The 19752-nt window shown below is 57.7% G+C and carries 14 protein-coding genes, 1 tRNA gene and 1 pseudogene; 3 read left to right on the top strand and 13 right to left on the bottom strand.

The features are described 5' to 3' along the window. Positions 1-2: 2 nt before the first annotated feature. The 8 genes and pseudogenes from pqqD to AB7M22_RS24140 all read right to left on the bottom strand — a co-directional run bounded on the left by pqqD (position 3) and on the right by AB7M22_RS24140 (position 8027). On the bottom strand, positions 3-278 hold the full coding sequence (gene pqqD / locus AB7M22_RS24175; protein WP_454187990.1) for a pyrroloquinoline quinone biosynthesis peptide chaperone PqqD: 276 nt from the start codon (positions 276-278) through the stop codon (positions 3-5). Then, entirely contained in the window at positions 275-1027 is a 753-nt protein-coding gene (gene pqqC, locus AB7M22_RS24170; RefSeq protein WP_008008220.1) for a pyrroloquinoline-quinone synthase PqqC, read from the bottom strand. The genes pqqD and pqqC overlap by 4 nt, the downstream gene beginning before the upstream one ends. A gap of 130 nt (positions 1028-1157) precedes the next feature. Next, positions 1158-2069, bottom strand: coding sequence for a pyrroloquinoline quinone biosynthesis protein PqqB (gene pqqB, locus AB7M22_RS24165; protein ID WP_454187989.1), 912 nt, complete (start codon positions 2067-2069; stop codon positions 1158-1160). 84 nt (positions 2070-2153) lie between these two features. Further along, a complete protein-coding gene (gene pqqA / locus AB7M22_RS24160) occupies positions 2154-2228 on the bottom strand; it encodes a pyrroloquinoline quinone precursor peptide PqqA (protein ID WP_009045898.1) in 75 nt (24 codons plus the stop codon). A gap of 156 nt (positions 2229-2384) precedes the next feature. Then, positions 2385-4822: pseudogene (gene pqqF, locus AB7M22_RS24155) on the bottom strand (pyrroloquinoline quinone biosynthesis protein PqqF). Between the two features lie 38 nt (positions 4823-4860). After that, positions 4861-5655 carry a carbon-nitrogen hydrolase family protein gene (locus tag AB7M22_RS24150; protein ID WP_454187988.1) on the bottom strand — a complete coding sequence of 265 codons (795 nt, stop codon included), beginning with the start codon at positions 5653-5655 and terminating at the stop codon, positions 4861-4863. Between the two features lie 12 nt (positions 5656-5667). Then, a complete protein-coding gene (locus AB7M22_RS24145; protein ID WP_454187987.1) occupies positions 5668-7350 on the bottom strand; it encodes a flavin monoamine oxidase family protein in 1683 nt (560 codons plus the stop codon). A 215-nt stretch (positions 7351-7565) separates the two neighbouring features. Continuing rightward, positions 7566-8027: an Lrp/AsnC family transcriptional regulator gene (locus tag AB7M22_RS24140; RefSeq protein ID WP_007904219.1), complete on the bottom strand. Its 462-nt coding sequence runs from the start codon at positions 8025-8027 to the stop codon at positions 7566-7568. Between the two features lie 412 nt (positions 8028-8439). Here AB7M22_RS24140 and AB7M22_RS24135 point away from each other — a divergent pair, with 412 nt between their 5' ends. Further along, positions 8440-9087: a peptidase M41 gene (locus AB7M22_RS24135; RefSeq protein WP_454187986.1), complete on the top strand. Its 648-nt coding sequence runs from the start codon at positions 8440-8442 to the stop codon at positions 9085-9087. A gap of 19 nt (positions 9088-9106) precedes the next feature. On the opposite strand, the gene AB7M22_RS24130 is transcribed toward AB7M22_RS24135, so the two are convergent. Then, positions 9107-9898: a helix-turn-helix transcriptional regulator gene (locus tag AB7M22_RS24130; RefSeq protein WP_454187985.1), complete on the bottom strand. Its 792-nt coding sequence runs from the start codon at positions 9896-9898 to the stop codon at positions 9107-9109. A gap of 139 nt (positions 9899-10037) precedes the next feature. Here AB7M22_RS24130 and AB7M22_RS24125 point away from each other — a divergent pair, with 139 nt between their 5' ends. After that, positions 10038-11141, top strand: a complete 1104-nt coding sequence (locus tag AB7M22_RS24125; RefSeq protein ID WP_454187984.1) for a polyamine ABC transporter substrate-binding protein — start codon at positions 10038-10040, stop codon at positions 11139-11141. 211 nt (positions 11142-11352) lie between these two features. After that, on the top strand, positions 11353-11661 hold the full coding sequence (locus AB7M22_RS24120; RefSeq protein ID WP_192344800.1) for a hypothetical protein: 309 nt from the start codon (positions 11353-11355) through the stop codon (positions 11659-11661). Positions 11662-11722: 61 nt separating this feature from the next. On the opposite strand, the gene AB7M22_RS24115 is transcribed toward AB7M22_RS24120, so the two are convergent. From AB7M22_RS24115 to dnaG, 4 genes are all read right to left on the bottom strand, one after another. Beyond that, positions 11723-11799 (bottom strand) — tRNA-Ile (locus AB7M22_RS24115). A gap of 15 nt (positions 11800-11814) precedes the next feature. Continuing rightward, positions 11815-15561: a bifunctional diguanylate cyclase/phosphodiesterase gene (locus tag AB7M22_RS24110; RefSeq protein WP_008008289.1), complete on the bottom strand. Its 3747-nt coding sequence runs from the start codon at positions 15559-15561 to the stop codon at positions 11815-11817. A 123-nt stretch (positions 15562-15684) separates the two neighbouring features. Continuing rightward, positions 15685-17532, bottom strand: coding sequence for an RNA polymerase sigma factor RpoD (rpoD, locus tag AB7M22_RS24105; RefSeq protein WP_123719577.1), 1848 nt, complete (start codon positions 17530-17532; stop codon positions 15685-15687). A 67-nt stretch (positions 17533-17599) separates the two neighbouring features. Next, the gene (dnaG, locus tag AB7M22_RS24100) at positions 17600-19573 is read right to left on the bottom strand and encodes a DNA primase (protein ID WP_454187983.1); all 1974 of its coding nucleotides are present in this window, start codon (positions 19571-19573) and stop codon (positions 17600-17602) included. Between the last annotated feature and the right edge of the window lie 179 nt (positions 19574-19752).

Raw genomic sequence — 19752 nt, 5'->3', positions numbered from 1 at the left:
AATCAGGCAAGTTCGATCCAGTGCTGAGCACGGGCAACCTCCATGAATTGCTCGATGTCGTCACCGAGCTCAGGCACGTCGGGGAACCGCGCGCCCAGTTCGGCGATGATCGCCGCGACATCCCGCTGGCCATCAATCAAGCCGCCAATCAGCGCGGCGCTGTCGTTGAGTTTGATCATGCCTTCCGGGTAGAGCAGCACATGGCCTTTTTGCGCCGGTTCGTACTGGAAACGGTAGCCGGGACGCCAGGTCGGGGTTTTGCTGCGATCGAAACTCATAAGGTGATTCCTTTATGCCAGACCCGCTGTTCGGTCACGCTGTGGTAGGGCGGGCGGTTCAGTTCATAAGCCATGCTCATGGCATCGAGCATGCTCCAAAGAATGTCCAGTTTGAACTGGAGAATTTCCAGCATGCGCTCCTGGCCTTCCCGCGTAGTGTAGTGCTGCAAAGTGATCGCCAGACCGTGCTCCACATCCCGGCGAGCCTGGCCCAGGCGAGTGCGGAAATACTCGTAACCGGTCGGGTCGATCCACGGGTAATGCTGCGGCCAGCTGTCGAGGCGCGATTGGTGGATCTGCGGCGCGAACAGCTCGGTCAGCGAACTGCTGGCGGCTTCTTGCCAACGAGCCCGGCGGGCGAAGTTGACGTAGGCGTCGACGGCGAAACGCACGCCAGGCAGCACCAGTTCCTGAGAGCGCAGCTGATCCGGGTCGAGGCCGACCGCTTGGCCGAGGCGTAGCCAGGCTTCGATGCCGCCCTCTTCGCCGGGGGCACCGTCATGGTCCAGCAGGCGCTGAATCCACTCGCGACGAATCTCCCGGTCCGGGCAGTTGGCCAGGATCGCGGCGTCCTTGAGCGGGATGTTCACCTGATAATAGAAACGGTTAGCGACCCAACCCTGGATCTGCTCGCGCGTCGCCCGGCCTTCATACATCGCCACGTGATACGGGTGATAGATGTGGTAGTAGGCACCCTTGGCGCGCAGGGCCGCTTCGAATTCGGCGGGGGACATTGCGGTGTCAGTCATTGCGGTTCTCCGGGGTACAACCGGTGGATTCTGGTGTGTCTGGTGGGACGCCTTCGCGGGCAAGCCTCGCTCCTACAGGTCGGCGTTATCGCTCTGTAGGAACGAGGCTCCCCTGCGAAGAGGCCATCCGCTACAACACAATACTCATGCCGTCATACGCCACTTCGACCTCGCGTCGAACCAGCTCCGCACGCTCTGGCGAATCCTCGTCGAGAATCGGGTTGGTGTTGTTGATGTGGATAAGCACTTTGCGCTGTTTGGGTAGCTGCTCCAGCACTTCGAGCATGCCGCCGGGGCCGTTCTGCGCCAAGTGGCCCATCTCCCGGCCGGTACGCGTGCCGACGCCACGACGCTGCATTTCGTCGTCGTCCCACATCGTGCCATCCACCAACAGGCAATCGCTGCTGGCCATGATCTTCAGCAGCGCTGCGTCGACCTTGCCCAGGCCCGGTGCATAGAACAGTTTGCCGCCGGTGCCCAGGTCTTCGACGATCAGGCCGATGTTGTCGCCCGGATGCGGATCGAAACGGTGCGGCGAGTACGGTGGTGCGGCGCTACGCAGGGGCAGCGGGGTGAAGCGCAGGTTCGGGCAGGCCGGGACGGTGAAGCTCTGATCGAGTTCGATACGGTTCCAGTTCAACCCGCCATTCCAGTGAGTCAGCATGGTGAACAACGGGAAACCGGTGCTCAGATCTTCGTGGACCATGTCGGTGCACCAGACCTGATGCGGGCAACCTTCGCGCAGGCTGAGCAGGCCGGTGGTGTGGTCGATCTGGCTGTCCATCAGGATGATTGCGCTGATGCCGGTGTCACGCAGCGCGCGGCCCGGCTGCATCGGAGCGAAGTTCTGGAGCTGGGCGCGGATGTCCGGCGAAGCATTGCACAGCACCCAGTTCACACCGTCATCGGAAATTGCGATGGACGACTGGGTACGCGCCTCGGCCCGCAGGCTGCCGTCGCGAAAACCTGCGCAGTTCACGCAGTTGCAGTTCCACTGGGGGAAACCGCCGCCGGCGGCGGAACCTAGAATCTGGACAAACATGGCCGCTCCATCATTGAAAGCTGAAAATAAAAACGCCCCGGCGAGCCGAGGCGTAGCACTGCATTCTCTACCAGACGGCAGAGCTTAGCGGCTTGCGAAGTACATGGTGACTTCGAAGCCGATACGCAGGTCGGTGTAAGCAGGTTTGGACCAGGACATAGAAGCGCTCCTTCAGGTGGATGGGACAGTTGAGACCTATACATATAGTCCACCTCCAGCCGGAGATGTTCAGATAGTTAGGTGGCTATGTTACTCAAAATTACAGAGCGATTGGCCACGAATCTTTGAGAAAGCTAATTGCAGCACCGGTAATGATCATTTTGCCACTTGCCAAAGCGTAGTGGGCAAGGCCCGCTGGCCAGGCAGCGCCAGCCACCTTCGGCCCGATTCAGTCGTAGTGCCGCCGCCAGCAAGGCTTCACGGTCGATCATCAGAATCGCCTGAGGCAGATGTTTCAGGTAATCAGACGAATGGCCGGCCAGTTTGCCTTGCCAGAGCAGTTCGGCGGCCTGGGCGTTGGGCAGGGCAGTGCTGTCGAATTGATCGGCCAAGGCTTGGCGCTGAGCGATGAAGGTCGCGTCATCGATGCTTTCGATCATCCCTTCCAATTCGCTGAGGAACTGTTCGATGTGCTCCAGCAAATCCAGAGGCGCAACGCTCGGCGATTGCACGCCAAACAGCAGCCCGGTCTGACCGTTTAGCTGGCGTAGTCCACTGAATACGGCGTAACCGAGCTGCAGCTCCACCCGCAAGCGCTGGTAGAACGGCGTCTGGCACACGTGCGCGAGCAAACGCCAGGCGGCCTCATCGGCGATGTCATGGGTTGCTGTCGGACAAAAGAGCAACAGCGCGTGTTCGCTGGAGGCGGTATCGACGAAGTTCCAGAGATGCTGCGAGCGAATCGACGGAGGCGGCGTCAATTGACTGTCCGCAGTGCCGGGAATACGACTCAAGGCAAGCCCCATCGCCGCTTGTGTCTGGGCAGACAGGCCGGTCGCCAGACCATCCCAGCGTGCGCTTGACCAGAGTTGCCGTAGGTCATCCGAGACTACGGTGTGCTCAAGGCATAGATCGGGCAGTGCCTTGAGCAATTGCCGAATCGGCATCAATGCAACGGCCGCCGGCTCTTCCTGTGAGAAATCGGCATCAGGTTTTATCAGTTCTTTCAGCGCATGTTCGAGGACTGTCGGCATCGGTTCCTGCAGCCCCGTCATTTTCAACAGCCACTCGTTGCTCGAAGCACTGAAGGAAAAGCCGACACCGGCCTGACGCGCATCTTCACGCAACATCCGCAGGTTGTTTTCCAGATTCGACTGAAGTCGGCTGTGAGGAGCGAACTCCAGGCGCCAGCGCAGATAAACCGCACCTTCATCCGTGTTATCCGGCAACGCCTGGCTGAACTGCATCGGCGATCGTTCGCGGCGACTGCGGGAGCGATCCTGGGCAAACGTCCGCAGGCCGCGGTGAGCGCTGGTCTGGCCGCGAATCAATCCGGCATTCGGGGCTGGGGTCTCGGCGCGCAAAAACGGGTTGGGAGGTGGCAGTTGCCACTGGCCAGTGAAGTTATCCACAGCGCCGATTTGTTTGAGGATTGCCTTGAGGGCGACGACGCCCTGTTCGGATAGTCCGTGTTCAAGCTGTTCGCTGTCTCGTTGGGCCAATTGCAAGGCACTACTGACTTGCTGTTGGCGTTGCAGCAGGGCGGCGTACTCTTCGCGTAATTCGGCCCAATCCTGACGGGAGGCAAAAAAGCCCAGCCAATCCAGAAGCCGTTCGCGGATCACATTGTCCGGTTGCGTGGCGTGGGCGGGCCGTGTGAATTCGACGAGCAGCAAGGCTTGGCCAGCGTAGTGATAGAGCGGCGCGGCTTTCAGGTTGTCCGTCAGCCCATGCTCTCGCAGCTGCGCGAATAGGCCTCCGGATTTTTTGGCGTTCAGCCAGTGGCACAGGAACGCCAGCGCTTCGGGCGATGAGTCGGGCAGCGCTTCGAAGGCGAACAGCAGATCCAGCCGACGCTCTCCCGCCTGTGGATAACTATTGTCTGAAGAATCCATCAACAGGGTGGGTTTTGTCTGAGGAACTTTCTCGCCGGAGGGAATAGCAACGGCAAACGCCTGTGCCATCTGCTTCAATTCATCGAGATTCTGTGGCCCGGCCAAACTCAGCGTCATCTGCCCGGCCTGGTAAAACCGCTGATAGAAGTCCTTCAAGGCTTGCTGAAACTCGGGCTGCGGCACCGGCAGGCTGTAACGGTTTCCCGCATGAAACGCCCGCAACGGATGAGCCGCCGAGAGTCCATCGTACAGCGCGAACTGTTGTTGGGCCGCCGCATCCCGCGACCAGGCGACAAATTCGGCGTGCAGCACTTCCCGTTCCCGCCGCTGATCGTCCGGATTCATACGCGGATGAGCGAGCATGTCTGACAAACGCTCCAGCCCACCGTTAAACGCCTGAGGCGGCAGCTCGAAAAAGAAGTCCGTCGTACGTTCGCTGGTTCGCGCATTCACCTGCCCGCCATGACCTTGCACGTAGGCCATCAGCCCTTGCTCTGCGGGAAAGCGCTCTGTACCCAGGAACAGCAAATGCTCAAGAAAGTGCGCCAGCCCCGGCCAGGCCAGTGGCACGTCGTGACTGCCGGCGGCGACCCGCAAGGCAGCGGCGCAACGCTTCAAATCGGGAGCATGACGCAGCGTCACCCGCAGGCCGTTGGCGAGGGTTTCAGTATGAAGGCGAGGGTGATTCAGCGCAGGCATGAGCACTTCCAGAACAGAGAAGCGCTAATGCTAGCGGATTAGGGCTTGTTCAGCTCGCCGTATAGCTCGGGACGGCGGTCGAGGAAGTAGCGATTGGCGGCGCGGGAATCGATCATCAGCTGACGATCCAGTTCACCGACAATCAGCGCTTCATCAAGTCCGGCCTGGGCGATGCGGCTGCCATCCGGCGCGGCGATGCTGCTCTGGCCGCAATACGGGATGTCGCCTTCGTGCCCACAATAGTTGGCGTAGGCCACATAACACTGGTTTTCGAAGGCCCGTGCCCGGACGGTGACGTCGGCAATGAAATCGTAGGGAATCATGTTTGCCGTCGGCACCAGAATCAGCTCGGCACCGGCCAAGGCCAGGCGGCGGGCGTTTTCCGGGAACTCCAGGTCGTAGCAGATCAAAAAGCCAAGCTTCCAGCCGTTGAGCTCAACCAGCGGAAACTCATCCGGCCCGGGGCTGAACATCGAGTGATCGAGGTCGCCGAACAAGTGAGTCTTGCGGTAGTTGCACAACCGCTCGCCATTGGCGTCGATCAACTGCACGGCGTTGTAGATCTGCCCGTCTTCGGTACGCTCCGGGTAGCCATACAAAATGGCGATCCCCGTCGTTTTGGCAATGCGCGCGATTTGCTGCGCCGATTCACCGTTATGCACCTCCGCCAGCACGCTGACCGCATCGATGCCGATGTTGTAGCCGGTCAGGAACATCTCCGGCAGCACCAGCAAGTCTGCGCCGTTGGCCTCCAGTGCCAGTTGATGCAGGCGTTGCAGATTACCTGCGACATCCAGGGGCAGCGGTGGACATTGGTAAAGGGCTACGCGCATTTCGGATTCCTCTTACTCGGGCAGGGCGATCGGACCGATCTCGTTGAACACATCTCCTGGACCCGGGTTTTCGGCGTGAGTTTCACCACCGAAGTGTTTCATGATGCCCCACACCGCGTTGAGCGACGTCTGCACCGCGCCTTCGACCCAGGCCGGCGTCCACGAAACGTCATCGCCGGCGATGAAAATCCCGCGCTGCTCGGCCGGCATGTCGTCCTGCATGAAGTGCGCGTACATGCGCTGGTTGTAACGGTAGTGACCGGGCAGGGCGCCTTTGAAAGCGCCGAGGAAATGCGGGTCGGCTTCCCATGAAACGGTGATCGGATCGCCGATGATACGCGCGGCGATGTCGACTTTCGGGTAGATCTTCTTCAACGCGTCCAGCGCCAGTTTCACGCGTTTTTCCACCGGGTGCGGGAGCATTTTCAGCGCGTCGCTCATCCACGAGTACGACAGGCAAATCACCCCTGGCTTGTCGTCGCCGTTATCGAACAGGTACGTGCCGCGGGTCAGGCGATCGGTGAGGGTCATGCTCATCAGGTCGCGACCGGTTTCCGGGTCCTTATCCTTCCAGAATGGGCGATCGACCATCACGAAAGTCTTCGACGATTGCATGTAGCGGGTGCGGTCCAGGGCCATCCACATCTTTTGCGAGAACAGGCTTTCGTCGCATTCGATCTGGGTGGTCAGCAGCCAGCTCTGGCAGGTGGTCAGTACGGCAGCGTACTCGCGTGTGTCGCCGTAGTTGTCGGTGACGGTAAAACGCCCGTTCGGTGCGTGGGCGATTTTTTTCACGCCAGAGCGCGGCGCACCGCTGTGCAGCGAGCTGAGACTGGTGCCTTCAGGCCAGTGTACGCAACGTTCCGGCACATGGCGCCAGATGCCCAGCGGCACTTGTTCCACGCCGCCGACTACCAAGTGCTGGTGATCGTCGCAGTTGGTCATCACCACGCGGAAGATTTCCAGCATCGAGTTGGGGAAGTCCGAGTCCCAGCCACCGGTGCCGAAACCGACTTGGCCGAACACTTCGCGGTGATGGAACGAGAGCTTGGCGAAGGCTTCGGAGGTGGCGACGAAATCATAGAACGTGCGGTCGTCCCACAGCGGCACCAGGGTGTTCCACAGTTCCTTGAGGCGCGGCACGTCGCGGTCGCGGATGGCTTGCTGGATATCGGAGAACTGCGAACCGGCTTCCAGAGCATCCGCCCAGGCGTCAGCGACTTCCTGGAACAGTGCAGGAAGATCCGCCAGTTTCTGTGCGTAATGAGTTTTGCCTTCCAGATCGATCACCGTGCTGCCCGACGCAGGCGTCAGCGGGTTCGGGAAGGGTTTGGTCTGGAGGCCGAGCTTGTCGACGTAGTGATAAAACGCAGTGGACGACACCGGGAAACGCATACCGCCGAGTTCGGCGATGATGCCTTCAGCGCCGTTGAAGGCCTGGGAGCGCAGACGGCCGCCCATCTTCGAGGCTTCGTAGACGACGGGTTTGAGGCCCAGTTTCATCAACTCATAGGCAGCCACCAGACCGGCAATGCCTGCCCCGACAATCGCCACTTCGGCGCCATGATTGTGCGTCGGAATGCTGCCCAGCCCGGCCGGATGCTCGATCCAGTCGTCGAAAGCGAAAGGAAAGTCCGGGCCGAAAACGGTGACCGGTTTTTTACCGTCTGCAGGATGGCGATTGTTCTTGTTCATGGCTGACCTTGCTGGCGACCTGACGCAGAGTGCGCGTCTGAGTATAGGAAAAGATGGCAGCCATTCTAGAGAGCGTAGAACACGTTAATAAGACGCAATGTGTCGTCGTTTTGCTAATTACTTGATCAATATGACGACATATCGCTACACACTGTAGGAGCGAGGCTTGCCCGCGAAGAGGCCCAACCAGACACCGAAGACCTACCGGCAGAAACTCAAACCGGCTGCCCCCGATCAATCTTGCTGCTCAAGATGATCGAAGTCGTCGTCTTTTCCACTCCATCCACACTGCCAATCTGATCCAGCAACTGATCCAGCTGCTCCGGCGAATCGGTGCGCAACCACGCCACATAATCAAATTCACCACTCACCGCGCACAGCTGCTGCACCTGAGCCATGGCGCTAAGACGACGCAACACTTCCTTGCCGGACCTCGGTTGTACGGTGATCCCGACGTAAGCCTGCAATCCGCCATCCACCACGCGCTGCCCCAGGCGCACACCGTAACCGGTGATTACTTTGGCCTTTTCCAGCCGCGCCAGACGCGACGTCACCGTGGTGCGGGCGATACCCAGTTGCCGGGCGAGCATGGCCACGCTTTCGCGGGCATTGATCTGCAAGGCCGCGATCAACTGGCGGTCGATTTCGTCGAGAGCGGGCGGGCGAGTGTCAGGCAAAGGGGCATCTCCAGCGGTATAGAGCAGTGGGCAGGCATGTTACAGGCACATCCTGCGCGGTGCTCGTGGCGGTTGTCTGGACTAGCCTTGGATGACCTGCGCAAACGCCTCGCGAAATCGCCGCATCCGCGCGCGAACCCACGGTGTATGCGCCAAAAACGGCAGGGCGGCAGCAACCCCCCATCAGCGAACGACGCGTGACATCAACTATAAAACTTCCTTTTTCGGATCATCAGAACGCCTCGGTCGGGTTACCAGGACACCGATGTAACGAAATGGTTAATGGTTGATTTAAGCTGGCGGAATGCCTGGAGTAATGATGCGGAACGGGTTCTACATCGATAGCATGGACACGAGCCGTTACTCTCATAGTCGAATGCGCAACGGAGGGCTGTGACGGGAGATGATGGGAATGATGAAGAAGATGCCTCCCGCGGTACGGGAACATGCATTGCAGATTGCGAATCACGAGATGGGGCACTACGTGATTGCCCGAGCCTTGGGATTTGAAACGGGTGATGTGACCTTGAAAGTCACCATGGACTTGAGGCATCAGGCCGGGGCTTCCATTATCTTGACGCGGTCGATCTCCTCGATAGAAGAGATGAAGGAACATCTGGAAGGTCGGCTGATCGTCCTCTTTGCAGGAGCCATGAGTCAGACCTTACCTGCAAAGCATTCAACCAGGAAACTCGTCGATAAATCGAAAGCGACAGCCATCCTGAATGGAGAGCTTGGGGCGGAACAGGATTACGCAAAAGTAAGGGAGTTACGGCAATTGCTGCGAAATATCTCCTACCCTGATACGGATCCAGCGTCATCCGAGCGCATAACTGCCGAACTTAAAGAGATCACTGATCGTGTGTGGCTGCGGACTCAACAACTCGTAGAGGAATTGGCCGATACGATTACCGGACTGGGCGCGGCGCTGGTAGACGGCATGGTCATCGTGGAGCAATGGGGTAGGCCGGCGGATACTTATGAGGTCGTGTTGACGAGGGAAATGCTTGAACGGTTACAGCCAGTGCAGGCCATTCCATCGTTGAGTATTTGGGCCTGAAAAGTGCCAAGCGCTGACTTCAATTTACAGGGCAGATATCCTGTTTTGGCATAAAAAATCGAGCAAACAATTCGGGTTGTGACTTGATGTTTAATTTGGCGTAAATATTTCGGCGGTGAACTTTTATCGTTTCTGCCGACAGGGAAAGTTTTCCTGCTATCTGTTTGTTAGAGAATCCGCTAAGTAATAACTTGAGCACGTCCTTTTCGCGTGTTGTTATTTGTGTGCCAAGCTGGAGAATTGTTTCTGGCCATAGAGTTGGTTCGGGGAGGTCTTTTTCTATGTCAATTTCAAAACACATGCGTTGATGCATTAATGCAGTTACCCATGGTTTGATGATGTCAAGTATTGTTATTTGCTCTTGGTTGAAGCGGGCGTTGCTGCCAAGGGAAATGCATAGCGTTCTATCGGCGTCGAGCTGAACATTGTACTGCGCTTCATCTACAGAAATATACTGTGCGAAGTATTGGTGATAATACTCGGTTTCAAGAAAGTGCTCCGGTGCAATATCCAGCATATGAAAAAAACCGCTCTGCGGGTTTTCTCGATTAGCTATATAAAATGGATCCAGCATATAGAGTCCCTTCACGTAGCGATGAATGAATGCATCTAGCTCTTCTGTGTCTGCTACTTCAGGAAGACTAACAACTTTCACTTGCTGATTGCTAAATATTAATACGACCCAGTTATCAATTTGCACATATTCATTTAACGTACGAATAAGTGAGCTCCAGAATTCTGGACGGTTCAACTGCATGATCAGCTTTCCAATCGATCGGTGCCAAGCCAGGCTATGAAGGTCGAGTGGCATTTTCTACCCCTTTAGGGTTAGGGATTCGTAGGTCGCGGCTAAGTATTCGTAGGTATTTACTATTCGTCAATGCCGGGTATATTCACGATCAGGATTCACGATGGCCATGAGGGCATGTCGTCTTGACAAGGATAGTTGTATGAGCAAATCACCTTTGCGAACCATTTTTGCAGCCTCGCTTCTCTGTGCAGGGATAAGCACATCAGTGGGGGCTGTAGAGCCAGGGGTGTATCTGTATAACTGGTTCGGGTTTATCGCACCGGAGACCCCAAAGGAGTTTGAGCAGGAAACCGGCACCAGCGTCCATATGGATGCGTTCGACAGTGCCGAAATCATGCAGAGTAAAGTGATGGCTGGGCGCACGGGGTACGACGTGGTTGTGGCTACCTCCAACGTGTTGCCAAGCCTGATCCAGGCGGGAGTTCTTCAGCCGTTGGATCGTAATCAACTGAGTAATTTGTCACACATCGATCCTGATATCTTGTCCCAGGTTGCGGTCAATGACCCTGGTAATCGCTACGCTGTTCCCTATTTATGGGGCACCACCGGCATTGGCTATGACGTTGATAAAGTCAAAGCGGCATTGGGTGATAATGCTCCGGTGAATAGCTGGGACTTGATCTTCAAAGAAGAAAACATCAGCAAACTCAAGTCGTGCGGTGTGGCAATGCTCGATTCTCCAAGTGAGATCATTTCAATTGCTTTGCATTACCTTGGGCTCCCTAGCAACAGTAGGAACCCGGATGATTACCAGAAAGCCCAAGCCCTGTTGTTAAAAATCCGTCCCTACGTCCTCTATTTCGACTCATCCAGAATCGACTCTGACCTGGCTGATGGCAATATTTGTGCAGTTGTAGGATGGGCCAATGGCGCCCTTGCTGCGCAGGCCATCAACAAGAAGGCTAATACTGGACGCAAGATTGCATACAGTCTTCCTCGTGAGGGAGCGCTGGTTTGGTCAGAAAATTTGGTTCTGTTAAAAGATGCTCCCCACCCAAAGGAAGGCATGGCATTTATTAATTATATGTTGCGACCAGAAATTATTGCCAAGAGCTCAAATCACACGTTGTATCCTAACGCTAATAAAGATGCCACAGAGTTTGTTGAGCAGAAACTGCGTGACAATACTTGGATTTATCCAGACAAAAAGACCGTTGCTACACTTGTTCCACTTGAGCCGCTGCCATTGAAGTTGGAGCGAATCCGCACTCGAGTTTGGACCAAAGTGAAGAGTGGTACGTGATCTTTGTTGTTCTATGAGGATCTTTATTTTATGTGAGGGTGCTGTGGATGCTACAGAGAAATTAAAAGCGAAATTATTGCGAAATGGGTGCGTCACCTGCAATAGCCCGCGTTTGTTTGGTGCACTGGTAATCACGTAGGGAGCAGGGGCAGCCCTTATCAGCCGACTTACTTAGGGGTTGTCACAAAGATTCTAGGGAAGGAGAAAAATCATGTACCAAGGTGATTGCCAATGCTACTTGGAGTCGGACGAATACAAAGCCTACAAGGAGATTGAGGAGCAGATCGGCCACTGCACGCCCGAACAAGCCTGGGCCATGTATTACGTCTCGATCGGGATGGTGCGTGAAAACATCGCCATGGCGGTGATGGAACACATCGCCAGAGGTAACAAGGCACTGCTGGTGGAGTTCCCCGAACTTGCACCGGCTGAAAGGGAGTTCACCAATCGAGTTAAGGCGGATCACGCAAGCCTTTACAGCGAGGGGGTCACCAGTCCTGGATCGCGACGGTGTCCATAGGATTGTATCAGCGGTGGCCGACCAGAAAACACGAAAGCCGCGCAATGCGCGGCTTTGAGTTTGGTGGGCCCAGTAGGACTCGAACCTACGACCAAGGGATTATGAGTCCCCTGCTCTAACCAACTGAGCTATAGGCCCTCAGTAGGCCGCGGATTATAGCGACGGTTTCTCGGCTGTGCTATCCGAAAAATCCAATATGGCTGTACGAAGAAACGTCGCGGCGAATTCGTCGGGGGGAAGCGGCAGGCTGACAATGTAACCCTGGATCTGTTCACAGCCCTCCGCAGCCAGGAATTGCTGCTGCGCCTGGGTTTCGACGCCCTCGGCGATGACGGTGAATTGCATGCTGCGGCCCAGGGCGATGATTGCGCGAACAATCGCCGCGTCGTGTGGGTCGTCCGGCAGGCCGCGGACGAAGGATTGGTCGATCTTGAGGATGTCCAGCGGCAGGCGTTTGAGGTAGCTCAGGGACGAATAGCCGGTGCCGAAATCATCGATCGCCAGTTGCACACCCAGGCGTTTGAGTTGGTGCAGCACCGCCAGCGCTTCTTCGGCCTGGCTCATGATGAAGTTTTCAGTGATCTCCAGTTGCAGGAAGCCGGGTTTGAGGTGGTTGTCTTTGAGCAATTGTTCGATCCGGCCAAGCAGGTTCGGCTGGCGCAGTTGCGCACCCGCGAGGTTGACTGAGAGTGGGCCCAGGCACTCATAGACCTGATTCCACTCGTACATCTGTCGGCAGGCGGTCTCAAGCACCCAATCGCCGATTTGCAGGATCATGCCGTTTTCTTCGGCCAGGGGAATGAAGTGCTCGGGAGGTACATCGCCGAAGGTGGGGTGATGCCAGCGAATCAGCGCTTCGGCGCCGACCACTCGATGATCGTCCAGACTGATTTTGGGCTGGTAGTACAAAAACAGCTCATTACGCTCGATGGCGCGCCGCAGTTCATGTTCCAGCGCCACGCGCTCGCTGGCTTGGGCGGTGAGGTCGCGGGTGTAGCTTTCAACTCGGTTACGGCCCTTGGCCTTGGAGCGATACATCGCCGCATCGGCGTTCTTGACCAGTGTAGCGACGTCGCAGCCGTCCTTGGGATACAGGCTGGTGCCGATGCTGGCGCTGATGAAAAATTCGTGCTCGCCGGCCTGGAAAGGGGCGGCGAAGCAATTGAGTAGTTTGGTGGCAATGTTGTCGGCGTCGCTGGATTGTTGCAGGCCGGGGAGCAGGATGATGAATTCGTCGCCCCCCAGCCGCGCCACGGTATCGATATCGCGCAACTGCTCCTTGAGGCGCACGGCAATGCCTTTGAGCAGCAGGTCACCGACCGGATGGCCGAGGCTGTCGTTGATGTGTTTGAAGCGGTCCAGGTCGAGGAACAGCACCGCGCCCTGGCCACCGTTTTCCTGTTGGCTGTTCAGCGCGGTCAACAGCCGACTCTCGAACAGTGTGCGGTTTGGCAGGCCAGTCAGCGGGTCGTGATGTGCCTGGTAGTCGAGCTTGGCCTGCGCGTGCTTGAGGCTGGAAATGTCCGCGAACACCGCAACAAAGTGGGTGATGAATTTATCCCGGTTGCGCACTGCGCTGATGGTTAGCCAGCTCGGATAGAGCTCGCCGTTCTTGCGTCGGTTGGAAATCTCGCCTTGCCAGTGACCGTCGGCGGTCAATTGATGCCACATCGCCGCATAAAATGCGCTGTCATGCAGGCCCGAGGCGAGCAGGCGAGGGGTGTGGCCCAGCGCTTCGCTCTCGCTGTAGCCGGTAATTTCGGTGAACGCACGATTGACCGCGCTGATGTGCTGCTGGGTGTCGGTGATCAATACACCCTCGGCAGTGCTCTCGAACACCGTGGCGGCCTGCTGCAATTTCTCCTGCATCAGATGCCGCTCGGTAATGTCCCGGGCGATGGTCAACATGCAGTCTTCATCGCCGATGGGCAATGGACGGCTTGAAACCTCACAGAGCCGGATCTGCCCGTCTTTGCGGCGGATGTGGCAACTGAAGTCACGGACGAAACCATCTCGGTGCAGCAACTCGAGCATCTGTTTGCGCTCGTTGAGATTGACCCAGATACCCAGGTCCAGGGCCGATCGATCCACGGACATCGCGCTGTTGAAACCGGTAATACGGCTGAAGCCTTCGTTGACTTCCAACAGCAAACCGTCGCTCTGCCGGGACAAGAGCAAGCCGTCGGGAGACGCATGAAAGGCCTTGGCGAATTTCTCTTCGGAGGTTTGCAGTTGTTGCTGGGTTTCCTTGAGCTGACTGATGTCCCGCACGACGACCACCAGGGCCGGGGTCGTATCGAGATCGAAAGGCTCGGCGGAAATCAGGCCGGTAAACACCTGGCCATTGCTGCGGCGAAAGGGCATCTCCAGGTTGCGGATGCTGCCGGCCTGCAATCGCTGCAACAAACCCGGCCCCACGCCGGGTACGCCCCAGATGTTCAGGTCGGTGGCGGTCTGGCCTATGACGTCTTCGGCCTTGAGGCCAATCTGCTCTTCGAACGCTTCATTGACTTCCAGCAGACAACCGTCGGAAAGCCGCGCGATCACCAGAATATCCGGGCATTGCTGGAACACCGACGCGAACTTCTGTTCCGACAGGCGCAGCGCCTCTTCAGTGCGCTTGGCTTCGCTGATGTCGATCATCAGCCCGCGCAGTACTGGTTCATGGGCGTGCTCGATCAGGCTGACGATATCGCGGACCCAAAGGCAGCGGCCGTCGGCGGTGATGACCCGGTAATCGACGCTGTGATCGCGTCCGGCCGCCACTTCGCGGTCGCAGAAGGTCTGGGCCCGGGTCAGATCCGCAGGGTGGATGATGTTGCGCCAAAAGCCCGGAATCAGCCAATGGGGCAGGGGATAACCAAGGAGGTCCTGAGCGTGAGGTGACACGTAACTGTAGGTGTAATCGCTGATCCGCGCTTCCCAGGCGATGGCTGAAAGACTCTCCACCAGCCCACGGTAATGGTATTCGCTGCTGCGCAGCTCCTGTTCCAGAGCGACCCGACGGGCAATTTCCGAACTGAGTCGGCGGTTGATCCGGATAACCACCGCCAGCACGATCATCAGAAACAGTAAGCCTGGCAGGCCGTAACTCAGCGCGTCCAGCCAGAAGGTTCGATGGTCCAGGACATTACCGACCCAATGTTCCTGGATGGCACTGATTTCACTCGGGGTCATGTCTGCCAGGACTTTGTCCAGGATGCTGACCAGCAGTTTGTTGTTCGGGGGCACGGCCATCGCCAATTGGTAGCGATAGGGGGTTTCACCGCTGACGTAGAGCCCATCAAGCTTGAGCTGGCGCAGACTCCAGACACTGGAGGCGAGATCGCCCACTACGGCGTCCACAGCGTCGGTGGCGAGCGCCTGCAGCGCCGAGCTGACGTTGGGCATGGCCACCAGATTCAGGTCGGGATGGTGGGTGCGCAATAGTTCATGGGGGGCATAGTTTTCCACCACGGCGATCTTCAGCCCGTATAGGTCTCCGAGTTTGCGCGGTTGGGGGCCTCCGACGTGAGCCAGAATGACAATCGGAAAGTCGAGATAGGGGCGGGTGAACGACAGATACGTCTGGCGCTCGGGGGTCGACATAATGCCGGGCAAGATGTCCAGCTTGCCTTGTTTGGCCTGCTTCAGGACCTCGGTCCAGCTGACCGGCTCGATGGGCGTGAGTTTGATGGCCAGCCGTTGGCGGATAACGTTGATGTAGTCCGCTGCCAGGCCCTGATAACGCCCATGTTCGTCGCGAAATTCAAACGGCGGCCAGGACGCGTCCACGCCCAGGCGCAATTCGGGATGAGCCGTCAGCCAGTTACGTTCTTCGTCGGTAAGAGTCAACGCACCAGCCGTTGCGGTCCAGGTCATCAGCGACAGCAAAAAAAGCACGGTCGGCCATCTGGGCATAACGGTCTCGTTATGGCTGGGGGGGAATGTTTCGAGTGTAGACGGGCTATTCGGCGGGGGGGATGTACGGGGCATTTAATCTGTATAAAGCAAAACCCCCGGCCTGGGCCGGGGGTTCTGTGATCACTCGTCGAGGAAGGAGCGCAAATGCTCGCTTCTCGTCGGGTGGCGCAGCTTGCGCAGCGCCTTGGCTTCGATCTGACGAATCCGTTCACGGGTCACGTCGAACTGCTTACCAACCTCCTCGAGGGTGTGGTCGGTATTCATGTCGATACCGAAGCGCATGCGCAGAACCTTGGCTTCACGGGCAGTGAGGCCGGACAGTACTTCGCGAGTCGCTTCTTTAAGGCTCTCAACAGTGGCGACATCGATTGGCGACTGCATGGTCGAGTCTTCGATGAAGTCACCCAGATGAGAATCTTCGTCATCACCGATCGGGGTTTCCATGGAGATCGGCTCTTTAGCGATCTTCAATACCTTGCGGATCTTGTCCTCAGGCATTTCCATGCGTTCGCCCAGCTCTTCCGGGGTCGGTTCGCGACCCATTTCCTGCAGCATCTGCCGGGAAATACGGTTGAGCTTGTTGATCGTCTCGATCATGTGCACCGGAATACGGATGGTGCGGGCCTGGTCGGCGATCGAGCGAGTGATCGCCTGACGGATCCACCAGGTGGCATAAGTCGAGAATTTGTAGCCGCGGCGGTATTCGAACTTGTCTACCGCTTTCATCAGACCGATGTTGCCTTCCTGGATCAGATCGAGGAACTGCAGACCACGGTTGGTGTACTTCTTGGCGATGGAGATCACCAGACGCAAGTTCGCTTCGACCATCTCTTTCTTCGCGCGGCGGGCCTTGGCCTCACCGATCGACATGCGACGGTTGATGTCCTTGATCTCGGCGATCGTCAAACCGGTTTCGGTTTCCAGCGCGGTCAGCTTCTGCTGGCAACGAATGATGTCCGGTTGCAGGCGACCAATGGCTTCAGCGTATTTGCTTTTGCCTTTGGCCAGTGCATCGGTCCAGCTTTCGTCGACTTCGTTGCCCGGGAACTGGCGCAGGAAGTCGGCACGCGGCATGCGGGCATCACGAACGCACAGTTGCATGATCGCGCGCTCTTGCTGACGCAGACGATCCAGGGCACTGCGAACACGCTCGACCAGGCCTTCGAATTGCTTCGGCACCAGTTTGATCGGCATGAACAGCTCAGCCAGGGCGATCAGCTCGGCGATTGCCAGCTTGTTGCCACGACCGTGCTTTTTCAGGGCCTTGCGGGTGATTTCCATCTGATCGGCGACAGCGCCAAAGCGCTGTGCGGCGATGACCGGATCCGGACCGCTTTCGGCTTCTTCTTCGTCGTCGGTCGCTTCGGCGTCATCGTCGTCGGTGTCGTCATCCGCTTTCACGGCTTTCGGGTCGACAGGCGGTGGCACTTCGGCAGCAGGCGGCGCAATGCCGTCGTCCGGGTCGATATAACCGCTCAGGACGTCGGACAGGCGGCCACCTTCGGTGGTGACGCGAGTGTACTCGGAGAGAATATGGTCAACCGTGCCAGGGAAGTGCGCGATTGCGCCCATCACTTCGCGGATGCCCTCTTCAATACGTTTGGCGATTTCGATTTCGCCTTCACGTGTGAGGAGCTCTACCGTACCCATTTCACGCATGTACATGCGCACTGGGTCGGTGGTGCGACCAATGTCGGTCTCGACCGCTGCCAACGCTGCTGCTGCCTCTTCGGCCGCGGCTTCGTCGGTATCGGCGTCGGCCAGCATAAGGGAATCCTTATCTGGCGCAACCTCGAATACGTTGATCCCCATGTCATTAATCATGCGGATGATGTCTTCCACCTGTTCCGGATCTGAAATATCCTCCGGCAGGTGGTCGTTGACCTCCGCGTAAGTCAGGTAGCCCTGCTCACGACCAAGTGTGATCAACTCTTTGATACGAGACTGCTGTTGCGCTTTTCCGGACATAACACCCTATCCACTGAAGGTCTTGGCGGGCAAAAAACAAGCCGAGGATTATACCTGAGCTATGACCTCACGCGCCAGTTGAGGTCGGGCTTGATACGGAAACATTGCGACTTAAAAGGTCGCGCAGTTGATTTTTCTCTTCGGCGCTCAATTCACTTTGACGTGCTTTTCGAAGAAGTTGTTCCAGGTTCCGCTCGCGTTGGCGGGCTGACAAGCTAGTAATGGTGTCGAAAAACTGTTGTTCAAGGTTATCTCCATCAATCAGCCATTCCTTTTCTGCCAGCGCTTTTAGCAGTCGGCCTTGTTCGGTGCCGTGCCAGCGCGCAATCAGTTGAAATGAGTTTAGCTTGGGATTCTTCTGTACGGCTTCGAGCAGGGCTACCAACAGTTGCGTGTTGGTATGATCCTCGGCAGCGAAGTGCCCCGCATCCTCGACTTTCTCAGCCAGTTGCGGGTGATGCAGCAACGTGCGCAAGGCGGCCAGGGTGGGCGGCTCTACAGCGGCTGGCACCCGTGGCGCCCGCGGTTGATCACGATCGCCGCCACGCTTGCCGTTCTTGTCCCACGGCTTCTTGTCCCATTTCTTGCCGCCTGCGCCAGGCTTTTTCGGCGTCCATTCCTGCTGCGGCGCGTACATCTCTTGCGCCTGCGGCTGATGGTAGTCGCTGTAATCCGGCATGGCGTCGTAATCGATGCCCGGATCGTAAGCGGGTGGCGCTTCCTGAGGCTGAGGCGTGCTTTGCACGAGTTGGCTCACGGCTTCACCGCTAAGCCCGGTAATTTCGCTCAGGCGCTGGCGCATCAAGATGCGCAGGTTGGCCCCCGGGACTTTGTCGATCAGTGGCGCGGCGAGGGTGGCCATGTGGGCCTTGCCTTCGAGAGAGCGCGGGTCCGATTCCTCGGTCAACTGTTGAAAAAAGTAATCGGCCAATGGCTGGGCGTGCTGATTGATGCGCGCGCGGAAGGCGTCAGTGCCCTCGGAGCGGACCAGGGTATCCGGATCCTCGCCCTCAGGCAGGAACAGAAAGCGCGCCCGACGTCCGTCTTGCAGGCATGGCAGGGTTGCCTCCAGCGCCCGCCAGGCGGCATTTCGGCCCGCCTGGTCGCCGTCGAAACAGAACAGTACGTTGGGCACGACGCGAAACAGGCGCTTCAAGTGCTCTTCGCTGGTGGCGGTACCCAAGGTTGCGACGGCATTGCGCAGGCCTTGCTGGGCGAGGGCGATGACGTCCATATAGCCTTCGACGACGATGATTTCGTCGAGGTTGCGGTTGTTCTTGCGTGCTTCGTAGAGGCCGTAGAGTTCCTGGCCTTTATGGAAGACCGGGGTTTCCGGTGAGTTCAGGTATTTCGGCTTGTCGTCGCCCAATACCCGGCCACCGAAGGCGATGATTCGCCCGCGGCTGTCGCGGATCGGGAACATCACGCGATCGCGGAAGCGGTCGTAGCGTTTGCCGGTTTCGGCGTTCTCGATCAGCAGGCCAGCATCGATCATGGCTTTTTGCTGCAGGGTATCGCTGCTCAAGTGCTTGTACAGATTGTCCCAGCCGGGTGGGGCAAAACCGAGTCCGAAGTCACGGGCGATTTCTCCCGTCAGTCCACGACCCTTCAAGTAATCCACGGCGGCTTTGCGCGATGGATGGCTTTTCAGGGCTTGACGATAAAAATCGGCGGCGGCAGTGAGCAGCGGATACAGCGGCGAATCGGTGGGCTGCCGCGGTTTGTGCGGCCGGCGACTCTCCTCGCGGGGAATTTCCATGCCGGCGGCTTTGGCCAGTTCTTCGACAGCCTGGACGAAATCCAGGTTGTCATGGTCCATCATGAAGCCGAGGGCGTTACCGCCAGCGCCGCAGCCGAAGCAGTAATAGAACTGTTTGTCGGGGCTGACGCTGAAGGAGGGGGTTTTCTCTTTGTGAAACGGGCAGCAGGCAGTGTAGTTCTTGCCGGCTTTTTTCATTTGCAGGCGCGAGCTGACCACGTCGACGATGTCGGTACGGTTCAGAAGGTCGTCAATGAAGCTCTGGGGAATTAGCCCGGCCATGGCGTTCTCGTCATCTGCGCTGAAATGGACCCAAAACGAAGGGCGGCCGAACGCGGGTCGTTGTTTGAGGCGCGCAGGGTGTGCGGCTCGACCGGTGTCGTCTGCGTATCGCTGTCGGGAAGTGTATCTGCCGAAAATCCACTGACGTTAGTACCAATCAGTATTCGACTATTTGAAAG

The organism is Pseudomonas sp. ADAK2 TE3594, assembly GCF_053628675.1.
Note: the sequence above shows the minus strand (reverse complement) of the source record. Positions and strands in the feature narration are given on the sequence as shown.